Source organism: Mycobacterium sp. NGS35, assembly GCF_059812855.1.
This window is the reverse complement of sequence record NZ_JCALDL010000005.1, coordinates 44,353-58,480: the sequence shown is the minus strand read 5'-3', so window position 1 is coordinate 58,480 and position 14,128 is coordinate 44,353. Positions and strand designations below refer to the sequence as shown.

The 14,128-nt window shown below is 66.1% G+C and carries 13 protein-coding genes and 2 pseudogenes; 6 read left to right on the top strand and 9 right to left on the bottom strand.

Annotated elements, in window-relative coordinates; genetic code table 11:
* Positions 1-84: 84 nt before the first annotated feature.
* Positions 85-903, top strand: a complete 819-nt coding sequence (locus AC5Y4C_RS10745; protein WP_499962928.1) for an SMP-30/gluconolactonase/LRE family protein — start codon at positions 85-87, stop codon at positions 901-903.
* On the top strand, positions 900-1,715 hold the full coding sequence (locus AC5Y4C_RS10740; RefSeq protein WP_499962930.1) for a thioesterase family protein: 816 nt from the start codon (positions 900-902) through the stop codon (positions 1,713-1,715). Before AC5Y4C_RS10745 ends, AC5Y4C_RS10740 begins: the two co-directional genes overlap by 4 nt.
* Positions 1,716-1,724: 9 nt before the next feature.
* Here AC5Y4C_RS10740 and AC5Y4C_RS10735 read toward each other — a convergent pair whose 3' ends face one another.
* Positions 1,725-2,981 (bottom strand): cytochrome P450, encoded by a 1,257-nt coding sequence (locus AC5Y4C_RS10735; RefSeq protein ID WP_499962932.1) that lies wholly within the window; start codon positions 2,979-2,981, stop codon positions 1,725-1,727.
* A gap of 84 nt (positions 2,982-3,065) precedes the next feature.
* Between AC5Y4C_RS10735 and AC5Y4C_RS10730 the strand changes: the two genes are divergently transcribed.
* Positions 3,066-3,599, top strand: a complete 534-nt coding sequence (locus AC5Y4C_RS10730) for a TetR/AcrR family transcriptional regulator (RefSeq protein WP_499908590.1) — start codon at positions 3,066-3,068, stop codon at positions 3,597-3,599.
* Here AC5Y4C_RS10730 and AC5Y4C_RS10725 read toward each other — a convergent pair.
* Positions 3,596-4,765: a CaiB/BaiF CoA transferase family protein gene (locus tag AC5Y4C_RS10725; RefSeq protein WP_499949079.1), complete on the bottom strand. Its 1,170-nt coding sequence runs from the start codon at positions 4,763-4,765 to the stop codon at positions 3,596-3,598. The genes AC5Y4C_RS10730 and AC5Y4C_RS10725 overlap by 4 nt on opposite strands.
* A gap of 76 nt (positions 4,766-4,841) precedes the next feature.
* On the opposite strand from AC5Y4C_RS10725, the gene AC5Y4C_RS10720 reads away from it, so the two are divergent.
* Positions 4,842-5,408, top strand: coding sequence for a TetR/AcrR family transcriptional regulator (locus AC5Y4C_RS10720; RefSeq protein WP_499908594.1), 567 nt, complete (start codon positions 4,842-4,844; stop codon positions 5,406-5,408).
* On the opposite strand, the gene AC5Y4C_RS10715 is transcribed toward AC5Y4C_RS10720, so the two are convergent.
* Positions 5,383-6,525 carry an aminoglycoside phosphotransferase family protein gene (locus tag AC5Y4C_RS10715; RefSeq protein WP_499963012.1) on the bottom strand — a complete coding sequence of 381 codons (1,143 nt, stop codon included), beginning with the start codon at positions 6,523-6,525 and terminating at the stop codon, positions 5,383-5,385. The genes AC5Y4C_RS10720 and AC5Y4C_RS10715 overlap by 26 nt on opposite strands.
* Before the next feature lie 203 nt (positions 6,526-6,728).
* Between AC5Y4C_RS10715 and AC5Y4C_RS10710 the strand changes: the two genes are divergently transcribed.
* Positions 6,729-7,418, top strand: a complete 690-nt coding sequence (locus tag AC5Y4C_RS10710; RefSeq protein ID WP_499962934.1) for a DUF427 domain-containing protein — start codon at positions 6,729-6,731, stop codon at positions 7,416-7,418.
* Positions 7,419-7,422: 4 nt separating this feature from the next.
* Here the strand turns inward: AC5Y4C_RS10710 and AC5Y4C_RS10705 are convergent.
* Both AC5Y4C_RS10705 and AC5Y4C_RS10700 read right to left on the bottom strand, forming a co-directional pair.
* Positions 7,423-7,866, bottom strand: a pseudogene (locus AC5Y4C_RS10705) (acyl-CoA dehydrogenase family protein); the annotation flags it as partial.
* 57 nt (positions 7,867-7,923) lie between these two features.
* Positions 7,924-9,669, bottom strand: a pseudogene (locus tag AC5Y4C_RS10700) (acyl-CoA dehydrogenase family protein); the annotation flags it as partial.
* Between AC5Y4C_RS10700 and AC5Y4C_RS10695 the strand changes: the two are divergent.
* Complete coding sequence (locus AC5Y4C_RS10695) at positions 9,668-10,576, top strand: enoyl-CoA hydratase (RefSeq protein WP_499962936.1); 909 nt, start codon at positions 9,668-9,670, stop codon at positions 10,574-10,576. The pseudogene AC5Y4C_RS10700 and the gene AC5Y4C_RS10695 overlap by 2 nt on opposite strands.
* A 13-nt stretch (positions 10,577-10,589) precedes the next feature.
* On the opposite strand, the gene AC5Y4C_RS10690 is transcribed toward AC5Y4C_RS10695, so the two are convergent.
* From AC5Y4C_RS10690 to AC5Y4C_RS10675, 4 genes are all read right to left on the bottom strand, one after another.
* On the bottom strand, positions 10,590-11,774 hold the full coding sequence (locus AC5Y4C_RS10690) for an acyl-CoA dehydrogenase family protein (RefSeq protein WP_499962938.1): 1,185 nt from the start codon (positions 11,772-11,774) through the stop codon (positions 10,590-10,592).
* Between the two features lie 104 nt (positions 11,775-11,878).
* Complete coding sequence (locus AC5Y4C_RS10685) at positions 11,879-12,061, bottom strand: hypothetical protein (protein ID WP_499962939.1); 183 nt, start codon at positions 12,059-12,061, stop codon at positions 11,879-11,881.
* Positions 12,062-12,132: 71 nt separating this feature from the next.
* On the bottom strand, positions 12,133-12,555 hold the full coding sequence (locus tag AC5Y4C_RS10680) for a lipoprotein LpqH (RefSeq protein WP_499949070.1): 423 nt from the start codon (positions 12,553-12,555) through the stop codon (positions 12,133-12,135).
* An 18-nt stretch (positions 12,556-12,573) separates the two neighbouring features.
* On the bottom strand, positions 12,574-14,103 hold the full coding sequence (locus AC5Y4C_RS10675) for an adenylate/guanylate cyclase domain-containing protein (protein ID WP_499908607.1): 1,530 nt from the start codon (positions 14,101-14,103) through the stop codon (positions 12,574-12,576).
* Positions 14,104-14,128: the final 25 nt, after the last annotated feature.

Here is a 14,128-nt window from a genome sequence, read left to right as displayed (position 1 = left end):
GAAGTTGACAGTCGCACCCAGCGAGCGTGACACTTATGCCGTGTTTTGTAAAGGCGGCACGGGACATCGAATGACCCCTGCCGGATGACGCTGTCCCCGCTGGCCAACGGTTTCTGTTTCGGCGAGGGTCCACGCTGGTTCGAGGGCCTGCTGTGGTTCTCCGACATGCTCGGCGAGGCAGTCCACACTGTCACCCTGGCCGGTGAGATGAGCACCCTGCCGCTGGCCGGCCATGCTCCGTCCGGATTGGGCTTCCGGCCCGACGGTTCACTGCTGATCGCCTCCACGCAACATCGGCAGATCCTTCGCTACGACGGCGAAAACGTAGACTGCATAGCCGATCTCAGCGCAGCGGTGCCAGCCGACCTCGGTGACATGGTGGTCGACGACACCGGCCGCGCCTACGTCGGATCACAGGCCCGACGCGGTGGCGTGATCGTCCGGATCGACAGCGACGCCAGCGCGACAATCGTCGCCGACGACCTGGACTTCCCCAACGGCATGGTGATCACACCCGACGGGGCGACACTGATCGTGGCCGAGTCGGTCGCTCGGCGGTTGAGCGCCTACACCATCGACGAAGACGGCGGGCTGTCGGATCGCCGGATCTTCGCAGACGGCCTCGACGGACCGCCCGACGGGATCACGCTGGACGCCGGTGGTGGCATCTGGACCTCGATGACGCTGGCCCACCAGTTTCAGCGAATTGTGCAGGGCGGCAAGGTCACTGACCGCCTCGACATCGGTGAGCGCACCGCGATCGCCTGCACGCTCGGCGGACCGGAGCGACGCACGCTGTTTCTGCTGTCCAGCACCGACGCATATCCCGAGCGGCTGATCGGCACCAGGTCGTCACGCCTCGACGCGGTGACCGTCGACATCCCAGGAGCAGGCCTGCCATGAGCGACGCGTATTACCAGCTTGTCGACGAATCCGCCTCGCACACGGCAAGATTCGTCGCCACCGACTTGGTGCGTAGCACCTGGACGGCCGCGATCCAGCACGCGGGACCGGTGTCGTCACTGCTGGTTCGTGCACTGGAGCGCTGTGCTCACCGCGACGACACCCGACTCAGCAGGGTTGTCGTCGACCTGTTGGGTCCCGTACCCACCGAGGGCGAATTCGAAGTGCATGCGTCGTTGGACCGGCAGGGCAAGCAGATCGAACTGGTCACCGCCGAGATGCTGGCACCCGGCCCGCAAGGAGCACTGCGACCGGTTGCAAAGGCCAGCGGTTGGCGGTTCCAGTACCTCGATACTCGCGAGACGGTGCGAACGGGTCCACCCGAGCTGCGCCCCGTCGCGCAGGGCCGCAACCGCAACCTGGCCGAGAAGTGGGACCGCAACTACCTCCACAGCCTGGAGTGGCTCTGGCTGACCAAACCGCTGAATGACGGGCCGGGTGAGTCCTGGATCAGACCGACTGTGGATCTGGTGCACGGCGAAACCATGACTCCGCTGCAGCGGCTCTTCGCGGTGGCCGACTGCGCGAACGGCATCGGCTCCAAACTCGACATCACCAAGTGGACGTTTCTGAACACGGACCTGTCCGTGCACGTGTTTCGGGTCCCTGACAGCGAGTGGACCGGCATTCGCGCGGAAACCAGTTACGGCCCCGATGGCGTCGGCACCACCATCGGGACCCTGTTCGACGAGCAGGGTGCGGTGGGCGCTATTGCACAGTCGGTGCTGGTGCGCCGGCGTCCGCAGGGCTGAGCGTCCCCGTCACTCGATGTATGCCGGAAGGCGTTTGATGCCGTGGACGAAGCTGCTCAACAGGAAGTCCGGTTCTCCGAACTCGATGCGCCGAAGCCGAGTCAGCAACTCCCGGAACAGGTTTCGCAACTCGCACTTCGCCAGCTGGTTGCCCAGGCAGAAATGCGGCCCACCGCCGCCGAAGCCCAAATGCGGGTTCGGTGAGCGCACGAGGTCGAACGTGTGCGGTGCGGTGAACACGGCTTCGTCGCGGTTGGCCGAGCAGTAGAACAGCGCCACCTTGTCGCCGGCGCTGACGGGCTGCCCGGCGATTTCGGTGTCCTGCACGGCGAATCGCGCGAATTGCAGCACCGGCGTGGCCCAGCGTACGAATTCCTCCAGCGCAACGCCGATTCGACCGTCGAAGTCGTCCGTCAACCACTCCCGCTGCGCCGGGTGGTTCGCCAGCGCCAACATCACGTGCGATGTCGTCTGTTTCGTGGTGTCGTTGCCCGCCGACGCCAGCAGGATCAGAAACGCGCCGATTTCCTCGTCGGTCAACCGGTGACCGTCGACTTCGGCGTTGACGATGCTTGTCATCAGGTCGTCGGCCGGGTTGCGGCGCCGAAATCTGGCCAGTTCGATCCCGGTGTTGCTCAACAGCATGATCTCGTTGATGGTGTTCTGCGCGCGGTCCTCGAGCGAGCTGTACTCGTCGTCGCTCATGCTGAACAGTTTCTCGGCGGCATGGGCTACGGCTTCCCGGTCCCGGGGCGGCACACCGAGCATCTCGGAGATCGTCATCATCGGCAGCCGAGCCGAGCATGCTTCGACGAAGTCGACGTCGCCGGCGCCCACCAGGTTGTCCACCACGGCGACCGCGTTGCGGTGGATCTGTTCCTCGATGCGGCGCACGTTGCGGGGAGTGAACGCCGCACTGATCAGTCGGCGATAGAGCGTGTGCTGTGGGGGGTCCATGGTCAAAAAGAACGTTGCGATGCGTTGAACCTCTGCCGGCATCGGATCCAGCGCGACGCCTTGGGCAGAGGTGAACAGCTCAGGGTGCTGGCTGGCGAACATGATGTCGGCGCGGCGGGTCAGCGCCCAAAATCCGTCCTCTTCCATGGGAAACAACGAGGACATCGGCGGGTGCCAACTGAGTCCGTCGGCAGCGCGGAGTTCGGCGAAGGTCTGGTCGCGAACCTCGAAGGGCTGCCTCCAGAAGGCGTCAGACGTGATGTCGAACGGACTGTATTCGCGCGCCGTTGGCGAACTGGCGACGGTCACTCCGGCTCCCTTCCGACGGTTCGCGACAGTTCTGGCGTCGGGGATCAGCGTGACAGTACGTCGATAATTTGTAAAGCTATCGGTGTGCAGCAATCTGCCGACCCGGACCGCGCCACCCGCCAGCGGATCCTGTCCGCCACCGCGGAGGTGCTGGGCCGTCGCGGCCTGATCAAGCTCAGCCTGTCTGAGGTCGCGCTGCAGGCCGGCGTATCCCGTCCGACGCTGTACCGCTGGTTTGCCTCCAAGGAGGAGCTGATCAGTGCGTTCACCGTCTGGGAAAGACAGATGTACGAGCGCGGCGTCGTCGACGCCATGGCTGGCCTGCCGGCGCGTGAAAGACTCGATGCTGCACTGAGGTTCATCGTCGAGTATCAGCAGTCGTATCCCGGATTGCGCATGGTCGACGTCGAGCCGGCCCTGGTGATCCGCCGGCTGTCGCAGATCATTCCGGTGATGCGCGAGCGACTCGAGCGGCTACTACCCGGCCAAGCCGGAGCCCAAGCTGCGGCGACGGCGGTGCGAGTTGCGGTGGCGCACTACCTGGTACGCAGCGACGACGCCGACCAGTTTTTGGCGCAGCTTCGGCACGCGGTCGGCCTCAAAGCTTGGGCGAGTTAGCGCTTCCGGCGCGAATCAAGTTCTGCCAGAATCTCTTTCGTGTGCTCGCCCAGTGCTGGCGCAGGCGCGCGCGGCGCCCAAGGCGTCCCGTGGAAGTCGGCCGGAGTGGCGACCATAGGCACGCTCGACTCGCCGTCAGGGACGTCGACGATCCCGCCGGCAGCGTGGAACTGTTCGTCCGCCACAACATCCTCGATCGAGTTGACCGGCGACCAGAAGAACTCCGGCTCGGACGCGAAGATCGTCGCCCATTCGTGCAGCGGCTTCGTCGCGAAGATGGCGTCCAGCTCGGCGATCAGCTCCACCGCGTTGGCCGCCCGGCTGCGCGCGTCGGCGTACCGCGGCTCGCTGAGCCAGTCTGGGCGGCCGACGACTCTGCACAGCGCGGGCCAGTGCCGGCCGGCCTCCAACCCGACGATCCAGAACCGTCGTCCGTCGGCGGCCGCGTAATTGTTCATGCATGGATTGCCCATGGTTTCGCGCTGTCCGATCGCGATGGGCTGGCCCGTTAGCAGATAAGTGTTGAGGTCGAAGCTGATTGTGTACGCGCCCTGCCGGTACAGCGACGTACTCACCAGCTGTCCGGTCCCGGTGCGGTTCCGCGACACCAGCGCCGCACACACGGCCCCGGCCAGCGTCATACCGGCCATGTGGTCGCCCATGCCGCCGCGCTGGAACGGCGGTGTGTCGCCGGGGCGGGTCAATAACGCCGCGATGCCTGCGCGCGACCAGAACGCCGCGACGTCGTAGGCGGGCCGGTCGGCGTCGGGCCCGGTTTCGCCGTAGCCGGTGATCAAGCCATAGATCAGCCGAGGATTGCGTGTGGTGAGCGTCGGGAAATCCAAGCCGAGGCGGCGCAGTCCGGCCGGACGCACATTGGTGATGAAAACGTCCGCAGCGCTGAGCATTTCGTATGCCGTCGAGCGGCCGTCATCGGTAGCCAGGTCGATGACAACGCTGCGCTTGGAGCGGTTGTCCATCTCGAACGGCGGATTGACCCCGAGGTCACATCCCAGCATCCGGCCGAACATCCTGGCCGGATCACCGCTGGGCGGTTCGATCTTGACTACGTCCGCGCCCCAGTCGGCGAGGATTCCGCCGGCGGCCGGACCGGCGACCCATACCCCGAGTTCGACGACGCGGATGCCCTCTAGCGGTCCTGGCATGCCTGATTTCTACCGCCACGCCAGTCGGACATCGAATGAGGGTGACACTGTGCCCACCCTTTGTAAAGCTATACGGATGACACCGTCAGCACCCGCCCAGCCGCACGAGGATCACGTCGTCGACGAATCCTCCACAAGTCAGCGGCTGCTGATGGCCACCGCTGAGGTCCTCGCGCGCAAAGGCATGACCAAGCTGAGCCTCTCGGAGGTCGCGCTGCAGGCCGGTGTGTCCCGGCCGACTCTCTACCGCTGGTTCGCCTCGAAGGAGGAGCTGCTCGACGCCTTCAGCGCCTGGGAGCGGCAGATGTTCGATCGCGGCATCGCGAAAGCGACCGCGGGACTGAAGGGCAAGGAGAAGCTGGACGCGGCGCTGAGGTTCATCGTGCAATACCAGCACTCCTACTCGGGGTACCGGATGGCCGACATCGAACCGGCTCACGTCATTCGGCAGCTGTCGGGCGTCATTCCAGCGATGCGGGAGCGGCTGCAACGGCTGATCACCGGGCCTAACAGCGCGGTCGCCGCGGCCACGGCGATCCGCGTCGCCGTGTCGCACTACCTGGTACCCAGCGACGACGCCGACCAGTTCCTTGCACAGCTCCGGCACGCCGTGGGCATCAAGCACTCCGCCGACGAGATGTGACACCTAAGAGTGAGCGCCGAAGAGCCGCAACGGTTTCGAGATCGTCCAGGGCCGCGACGGCACGCTTGAAGCCCTCCAGCGCGACAGCGTCAGATTGCATGCCGCCGAGGCCCGCGGTGATGAGCGGCGACACGAACGCATAGGTGACGGCCTGCCGGTAACGCATCCACAATTCGTCACGGCCGAGGCCGGGGCCGCCAGCAGCCGACACCACTCGGCGGTACACGTCGAGCAGTTGGCGCTCGTTGGCCCGGCGGTCTTCGGTGTCCATGCCCAGCACCAACATATAAGCCAGGTCCCTGGCACCATGGCCGCGGCGTACCACCTGCCAGTCCAGCAAGCCGGCGCGGCCCTCGCGGAAGAACGTGTTGCCTGGATGGGGGTCACCGTGCAGAACGGTGTGCGGCCCCTCGTCCACGACCGCCGTCGCCGCAGCGAAGTTCTCCCAGAGGAACCGCGCTGTCTCGACGGGAATCGACGTGCGCTCGGCCAGCCGTCGAGCCGAAAGTCGCATGAGATGAGGCGTCAACGGAATGGTCGGATCGCCGGACGGCGGCCACAGCCACCCGAATCGCCCTGAGCCACCATCGCTTTCGGACAGCCGTCCCCAAAACCTGCCGTGCACGTGGCCGAGGACTTCGACCAGTAGTGCCATCTTGTCGTTGTCGAGCGGATGCAGCGTGTCGGGAAACTCGCACGGGCTTGTGGCCATGTCTTCCAGGACGACGACGTAGCGTCCGGTCAGCGCGTCGAAAGCGGTTCCGTAGCACTGCGGCACGTCGTCTGCGAGTTCGACAGCCAGCTGACTGTAGAACCGCACCTCTGTTTCACCGAGCCGCGCCAGTTCCCCCAGCATCCGGATCGCGGCGCTGGCTGCGGACATCTTGACGAACACCGATGCGGGTATCTCGTCGCCAGTGAGCGCCAAGCGGGCTCTTGACGACGTGCCGGCCGCGCCGTCGATACGCGACACCGACGAGACGCGCCGCCTCATGATCGTCGACAACGACGCGGCGGTGAGGTCGCTGATCTTGCGGGGAAACCGTCGTGCGCCGGCCAGTGCCGCATCCGTGACGAGGCGCTGCACGCCGTGACCGACATGTCCGGCCAGCCGCATGAAAGGCAGGGCCCGTGCCAACTCTCTCCTATCTCTGCTCGGCCGGAACCAGCGTTACAGATAGCACTATTGATGTAAAGCGTGGCTCTCAGCGTTGCGACGGGCAGTAGCTTTGTGGGCCGCCGTACCATGACGCCCATGCTGCAGTGGCTGCATGAGCCGTCGCCGGCACGTCGCCGCGCCGGCGTGGAGGCGAACGCGACATGAGCCTCGCCGCCGGACGGGGACCGCTGAGCAGCGATCCCGCGGGGTGGTTCGCTCCCCCGATCCCTGCGGGCGTGGTGTACGTCGAGCCGCATCCCCGCCGCGTCCAGGCGAGCATCAACGGGCACAACGTTATCGACACCGAGCGTGCACTGCTGGTGCACCGTCGGGGTCACCCACTGAGCTACGCCTTCCCGCTCGATGACGTCGGCGAGCTGCCCAATCAGCCCGAACCCGAAGCACCTGGGTATGTCCAGGTTCCGTGGGACGCGGTCGACACGTGGCTCGAAGAGGGTCGCAAGCTCGTCCACTATCCGCCCAACCCGTACCACCGGGTGGACTGCCGCCCGACGCAACGCCGCTTACGCGTCGCGGTGAACGGCACGACGCTGGTGGACACCGGCGCCACGACGATCGTCTTCGAAACCGCTCTCGAGCCAAGGCTGTACGTTGATCCCGCGTTGGTGCGCACGGACTTGCTTCGGCGCACCGACACGTCGACCTACTGCAACTACAAGGGGTATGCGACCTACTACTCAGCCGTCGTAGGCGACACGATCGTCGAAGATGCGGCCTGGAGCTACGACGATCCGCCGCCGGAGACCGTGCCGATCAAGGGCTTTCTCAGCTTCGACCCTGCCCGCGTCGAGGTCGTCGCCGAGTTGCCTGCGTCCGAAATCCCTACTTGAGCAAGGGGTCTCGCGGCAGCCCGAGGATGCGTTCGGCGATCGTGTTGCGGGAGATCTCCGACGTGCCGCCCGCGATCGTGATCGCGCGACCACCCAGATACGACCGCAACAGCAGGGGCGCTTGCCCGACGACGGCCGCGGTCCCGGCCAGCTCCATGCCCAGTTCGGTGAGGCGTTGCGACTGCTCGGCCAGCACCAGCTTGGTCACGTTGCCCTCAGGCCCGGGCTCGGCGCCGGCGATGGCGCGGCTGGCCCGGCGCAGATTGAGCAGCCGGAGGGTGTGGAAGTCGGCGATCACCGAACCCGCCTGTCGCACATGGGCCGTCGCGGTGTCCCTCGGCACACTGTCGAGCAGCTTGACCAAGTCGTCGACTGTGAACGCCAGCGTGCCCGACGAGCCTCCGCCGATCGAGATGCGCTCGTTGCCCAGCGTCGCGCGTGCCACCAACCAGCCGCGATTCACGTCGCCTACCACGTCGCTGTCCGGCACGAACACCTCGTCGAAGAACACCTCGTTGAAATGCGACTCGCCGGTGATCTCACGTAGCGGCCTCACCTCGACGCCAGGCGCGGTCATGTCGATCGCCATCATGGTGACGCCGGCGTGCTTGGGCGCATCAGGGTCGGTACGCACGGTGGCCAGCCCCCACTGACATTGGCGCGCGAGGCTGGTCCACACCTTCTGGCCGGTTACTTTCCAGCCGCCCTCGACCCGCTTGGCGGACGTGCGCACGGCTGCCGCGTCCGAGCCGGCACCCGGCTCGGAGAACAGCTGGCACCACATCTCCTTGCCCCGCAGTACGGGTTCTACCCAGCGCTCGCGTTGGTCGTCGGTGCCGGCCTGTGCGATCGTCAGCGTCACCCAGCCGGTGATGCCCAGGTCAGGGATGTCGATGCCGCGGAACTCCTCCTCGATCACCAGCTGTTCCACCACGTCGGCACCTCTGCCCCACGGCTTGGGCCAGTGCGGAACCAGATAACCGGAGTCGACGAGTGCGTCGCGCTGCTGGTCAGCCGGCAGTGCGCGGATCTTCGCGGCGGCCTCGCGGGCTTGCTTGCGGTACTCCTCAGCCTCGGGCGGCAAGGTGAACGACGCACCGCGCGCCTGGCCGCTGCGCTGCGCGGCGACGATGTCGAAGAGCGGATCGGCGCCGTCGGCCATCACCGCGGCCAGCGTCCGGGCCCGGCGCAGATACAAGTGCGCGTCGTGCTCCCAAGTGAACGCGATGCCGCCGTGCAGCTGAATGTTCTTCTCCGCGTTGAAGACTTGTGCACGGATTGCCTGAGCGGCGGCCACCGCCGCGGCGAACGACAGGCTGTCGAGGTCGTCGCCGCGGGCGGCATCCCATGCGGCGGCCGTCGCCACCTCGGCGTTCACCAGCATGTCGGCCAGATGATGCTTGACGGCCTGGAAGGTGCCGATGGTTCGGCCGAACTGCTCGCGCACTTTCGCGTAATCGCGTGCCATCTCCAGCGCGGCCCAACTGACGCCGACGGCCTCGGCGGACGCCAAAAGCCGCAGCACCGTGCGCGCCCGCTGCGCCGCGCCGCGAATGATGCGGCCATCAGCCAGCGCGACGCCGTGTAATGCGACGGTGCCGATGGACCGCGTGGTGTCGAGCCCGTCGAGCGCGGTGACGGTGACACCGTCGGCGTCGGCGTCGACCACGACCACGTCGTCGCCCGCGGCGAGGACCAGCACGGCCGCGTCGGGGGCGCCGAGAACGGCCGGGCTCTCGCCACTCGCTGTCGTGTCCGAATCCAGCGTGACGTTGCCTGCCAACCCCAGCGCGGCCACCGTCTGGCCGCTGGCTAGGCCTGAAAGCAGTTGTGCGCGAAGGGAGTCCGGGCCGCACCGGTCGATGACCAGCGCTGCCGCGGCCGTGGGCAGGAACGGGCCGGGACTCAGCTCGCGGCCCTGGGCCTCGAGCACGATCGCCAGCTCCGCGAGCCCGAACCCCGATCCGCCGTATTCTTCGGGCAGCGCCAAGCCGAGCCAGCCGAGCCGGCCCGCCGCCTCCCAGATCTCGGCTGACTGCGCCGGGGCACCGTCAAGTGTCGCCCGGGCCGCCGCGCGACTGCCTGCCCTGTTCAGCTGTCCGTGGACGGAATCGGCCAGGTCGCGATGCTCATCGGTGATTGCCAGCGCTGAAGTAGTCACAGCTAGACGGTAGCGCCGCGGCGCTCGGTCGGGTGAACGGGATGCTCCTTTTTCGAGTACGTGATTCTCGCCCGCATAGGATGCGGGCATGGCAGAGGACTACCGCTTCATCACCTATGAGTTGCTCGACGACGGGCGCATCGCCCGCATCATGCTGAACCGACCGGACGCCCGCAACGCGCAGAACCGCGGAATGCTCGTCGAGTTGCACGAGGCGTTTCTGCGCGCCGAAGCCGACGACGAGGTGCGGGTCGTCATCCTCGGCGGGCACGGCCCGATGTTCTCGTCCGGTCACGACCTCGGATCGAAGGTGCTGCAGTCGGAATACACCCCCGGACCCGATCAGCATCCCAGCTACCGGGTGAACGGGGGCACCCGTAAGGCCGCCGAGATGCTGATGCTGCAGGAGTGGCACCACTTCTTCGACAACACGCGTCGTTGGCGCAACCTGCGCAAGATCACGATCGCGCAGGTGCACGGCGAAGTCTATGCCGCCGCACTGATGTTGATGTGGGCCTGCGACCTCATCGTCGCGGCGGAGGGCACCAGGTTCGCCGATGTCGTCGGGACCCGGTTGGGCATGTGCGGCGTCGAATACTTCGCGCATCCATGGGAATTCGGGCCGCGAAAGACCAAAGAACTGATGCTGACCGGCGATTCCCTGACCGTCGAGGATGCCTACCAGATGGGCATGGTGTCGAAGATCTTCCCGGCGAGCGATTTAGCCGACAAGACAGTGGAATTCGCACGGCGGATCGCCCAGGTGCCCACAATGGCGGCGCTGCTGATGAAGGAGGCGGTCAACCAGACCGTCGACAACATGGGCTTCTACAACGCTCTCAACGCCTGCTTCACGCTGCACGAGCTCAACCACGCGCACTGGGCGTGGGCCCATGAGAACAGGTTCCCGGTCGGCTTGGAGGAGGACGGACTGAACTGGCGGACCGCTCCTCCGGTACAGCCCGCGGTCAAGGACCAGGTCGGTCCGGAAGCCTAGCGCCGCAACGGCTTCAGCGCTTGGGTGCAGCGTAGGCCGGGCGGCCGAGACCGAGCGCATGCTCGGCGATCATGTTGCGGAAGACCTCCAGCGTGCCGCCGTAGATTCCGGTTGGCAACGCCAGTCGGAAAAGGTATTCCACTTCTCCGTCGTCAGGCGAGCCGTCGGCGTCGCGGGGCAAGCACGATGCGGTACCGAGGATGTCCATCAGATCCGGGCTGATGTCGCGCATGGTCTGTGCGATCGCGACGCGGCCGAACATCTCCGGTGTGCTCAACGCGGCTTCCATCCGCGCGACACTGCGGCCCAGCCGGTACGCGACGGACTGGTCGTCGAGCAGGCGGTGCCCGCCGGCATCTGGTTGCCCGGCGATCGTTGCGACGCGGTCGACGGCCTCGGCCATCAAGCAGCCGTGCTCCGACATGGCCGCGATCTTCTGTAATCCCGCATCGTCCGCGTCGACGATTCCGTGTTCGACGTTGAGTGCGGCCCGCAGCACGGTCCAGCCGCCGTTCACCTCGCCTACCCGATACTTGTCGTCGACGCGCACGTCGCTGTAGTAGGTGATGTTGGTGCGGTCGCCGTCGACGGTGCGGATGGGCTGGATCTCGATGCCTGGAGTGTCCGTCGGAACCAGAAACATCGTGAGGTTCTTGTGTTTGGGCGCCTCGGGATCAGAGTTGGTGAGCAGGAAGACGTACTGGCTGTTCTGCGCGTTGGACGTGAACATCTTCGACCCGTTGATCACCCAGCCGTCGCCGTCGCGCACCGAGCGGGTTTTGCAGGTCGCGACGTCGGAGCCGCCGTCGGGTTCCGTGAAGCCCAGGCATAAGCGGACCTCGCCGGAAAGCACCCCGGACAGGATCTCCTCCTTGATCTGCGGCGAGGCGAACGGCTCGATCGTCCGCGCGATCATCGCGGTGGTGCCGGTGTGCCACCACGGCATCCGCGCCCGGCACCGCTCGAGTTCCCAAATGCGCCGACGCACGGCGCTGAATCCGCCGTCGGAGGCCGGTTTGACCTCGCCTGCCAGGAATCCGGCCGCACCCGCGGCCACATGAACGGTTTCGTCGAAGTTCTCGCCGGTCTCGCGGTCGCGTCGGCGTACCTCGTCGGTCACATGTTTATCCAGGAAAGCTCGAACGTCGTCGAGGAAAGCCTGGTCGTCGTCGGACAACTCGACCCGGGAAAGATCCACTCGCTGCTCCGTTCCGCCGCCCGCGCACCGCTGGCTCGAGCGTGACGTTTTTCGCAACTAATGTAAAGCAGCCAGCGGTGCATGCCGGCAGCGGAGGCGCCTTTTCAGCCCGCTGTGGCGGCCGGTGCGGAATCCGACCACTCCGCGCGCCGGAACCGGCCGACGTCCAGGGTGGCTGGTGGCAGCTGGTCTTGCGCTACAGCGGGGCTGCAATAGGCGCACAGGCCGGGACCGAACTTCGGGTAGCCGCAACCGGGGCAGCTGTCGATTGCCGTCATCTCGCCCACTCACTCCTGCCTGTCAGATCTTGGACGGACTACCCCGCTTGATGCGCATTCAACCGCGTGAGCCGCGACGATCAGCACCGAACGACAATCTTGAATGGTGCGTTCACCGGCTTGGTGCTGCCGGTCCTGACGCCCGACGCTGTTCCGGTGATCGTGAAGGTCCGATTCATGTAGCTGGCGTCGGCGGTGGTGTTGCCGCCTTTCCAATACGTCCCGGTGAAACCGCCGAAGCCTTTGATGTCGACGTTCTGAACGGCCGCCCGGTCGCCCTCGATGTCGACGATCGCGCTCGCCGTGGCCGCTACCTGGCGGATGTCGATGAACCACGACGACTCGAACTGGTTGCATCTGACGTCGTCGGTTCTTCCTTGGTCGCGGCCGTCGATCGACACGGAGGCGTTCGTCTGGCTGCGTATCTCATGTTGTGCACAACCGGTGGTACCAGCGACCAGGAACGCCAAGATCGCAACAGCAGTGCGTCTTCCCTTCGCCACCTCGATCCCCCTCGCCGTTCAGGTGCGCGGCCGCACCTCATTGTGGGACACCGGGGCGAAGATGTGGGTCGGTTCGGCGCGTCCGCGCAGCACGACATTTCCCCGCGAGACCCAGTGGTGGCGCTCGTCGTCGTCGGCACCGTCGAGTGCGCGTGCCGAGCACAGGATGCGCTGATCCGATGTCTTGGCGAGATCGGCGAGCCGAGCGGCCTCGTTGACCGGGTCGCCGATCACGGTGTACTCGTAGCGGTTCTCGGCACCGATGTTGCCAGCGAAGACTTGGCCCGCCGACACGCCGATACCGAAATCCAATGGCAGATCATGTAATTCAGCCCTGAGTTCACGCGCGGTAGCCAGGGCTGCCGAGGCCGGCAGGTCCGTCTTCAGCGGTGCCCCGAACACGGCAAGTGCTGCGTCGCCTTCGAACTTGTTGATCAGCCCCTGGCGCTTGTCGACCGCGTCGACGACGATCCGGAAGAACTCGTTGAGCACGTGGGCCACCTCTTGTGGCGGGTGAGTGGCCGCCAGCCGCGTGGACCCGACGAGGTCGATGAACAGGATCGCCGCTTCCCGGACGTCTCCCGATAGGGACACGCCTTCATCCATCGCACGGCGCGCCACATTGCTCCCGACGTGCCGGCCGAACAGGTCGCGCAGCCGTTCACGTTCAGCGAGGCCGGTCACCATTCGGTTGAATCCCCTTTGCAGCTGGCCGATTTCGGAGCGCTCGTAGACCCCGACGAAGGTGTCGAGCCGGCCACGTTCGACCTCGGCCATCGCATCGACCACTTCGCGCAGCGGGTCTGAGATCGACCGCGACGTCAGAATCATCACGGGCAGGCCGATGAGCACCGCCGCAGTGGTCACCACCACCACCGGTATCTCGATGGCCGCGTTCTTCGAAATCACCCAGCCGTTGGCCCTGATCATGATGATTGCGACGATCACGCCGGACGGAAGTGCGCTGCACAACGCCCACATGCTGATCAGCCGCGCCAGTACGCCCGGTGCCGTCACACCGCCTTCGGATCCTTGGGTCGCGGCGATGAGGATCGGCTGAATGGCAGGCCGGGTGAGCAACAGACCCGTCGCTACCGCCGCAGCCGCCCCGAACAACACCCCCAAGACTGTGGGCACCATGACGGCGGCGCCGCCGTCGAGATTGACCACGAAGAAGATGGTTCCGCTGACCCCCCACGTCGCCGCGAGAATCGCCGACTGGCGGCTGATCAGCCGCACCGCCGTCCGGCGTTGTGCGGAATCGGGCGTCTGGCCCGGCACGAACCAACGCAGTGCCGGCGCGATGTTCGCCACGCCGGCCAGGCACACCACCGCCGTTCCGACAGCGACGCTCACCGCCATGGTGACCAAGTTCTTCTCGGTCCACGAGGCGACAGGTGCGCTGACGTTCAAGCCTCGCAGCGGTACCAGGATCAGGAAGGCCAACGTCGTGGAAATCAGGTACGTCAGCGCGAGACGGCCTGCGTATTGCGCCGCCAGCACCGTGCCGGTGCGGCCGAGTCCGCGGTCCCGCCTCAAACGCACCATGCAACGAAAAGGTAGTCGGAGGCGA

What these genes read in the sequence shown, in the direction of transcription:
- AC5Y4C_RS10715 (WP_499963012.1), bottom strand. Translation starts at nt 6,525, where the DNA reads ATGCGGCTGGCCGGACATGTCGGTCACGGCGTGCAGCGCCTCGTCACG.
- AC5Y4C_RS10675 (WP_499908607.1), bottom strand. Translation starts at nt 14,103, where the DNA reads ATGGTGCGTTTGAGGCGGGACCGCGGACTCGGCCGCACCGGCACGGTG.
- AC5Y4C_RS10725 (WP_499949079.1), bottom strand. Translation starts at nt 4,765, where the DNA reads ATGCCAGGACCGCTAGAGGGCATCCGCGTCGTCGAACTCGGGGTATGG.
- AC5Y4C_RS10740 (WP_499962930.1), top strand. Translation starts at nt 900, where the DNA reads ATGAGCGACGCGTATTACCAGCTTGTCGACGAATCCGCCTCGCACACG.
- AC5Y4C_RS10695 (WP_499962936.1), top strand. Translation starts at nt 9,668, where the DNA reads ATGGCAGAGGACTACCGCTTCATCACCTATGAGTTGCTCGACGACGGG.
- AC5Y4C_RS10745 (WP_499962928.1), top strand. Translation starts at nt 85, where the DNA reads ATGACGCTGTCCCCGCTGGCCAACGGTTTCTGTTTCGGCGAGGGTCCA.
- AC5Y4C_RS10710 (WP_499962934.1), top strand. Translation starts at nt 6,729, where the DNA reads ATGAGCCTCGCCGCCGGACGGGGACCGCTGAGCAGCGATCCCGCGGGG.
- AC5Y4C_RS10720 (WP_499908594.1), top strand. Translation starts at nt 4,842, where the DNA reads ATGACACCGTCAGCACCCGCCCAGCCGCACGAGGATCACGTCGTCGAC.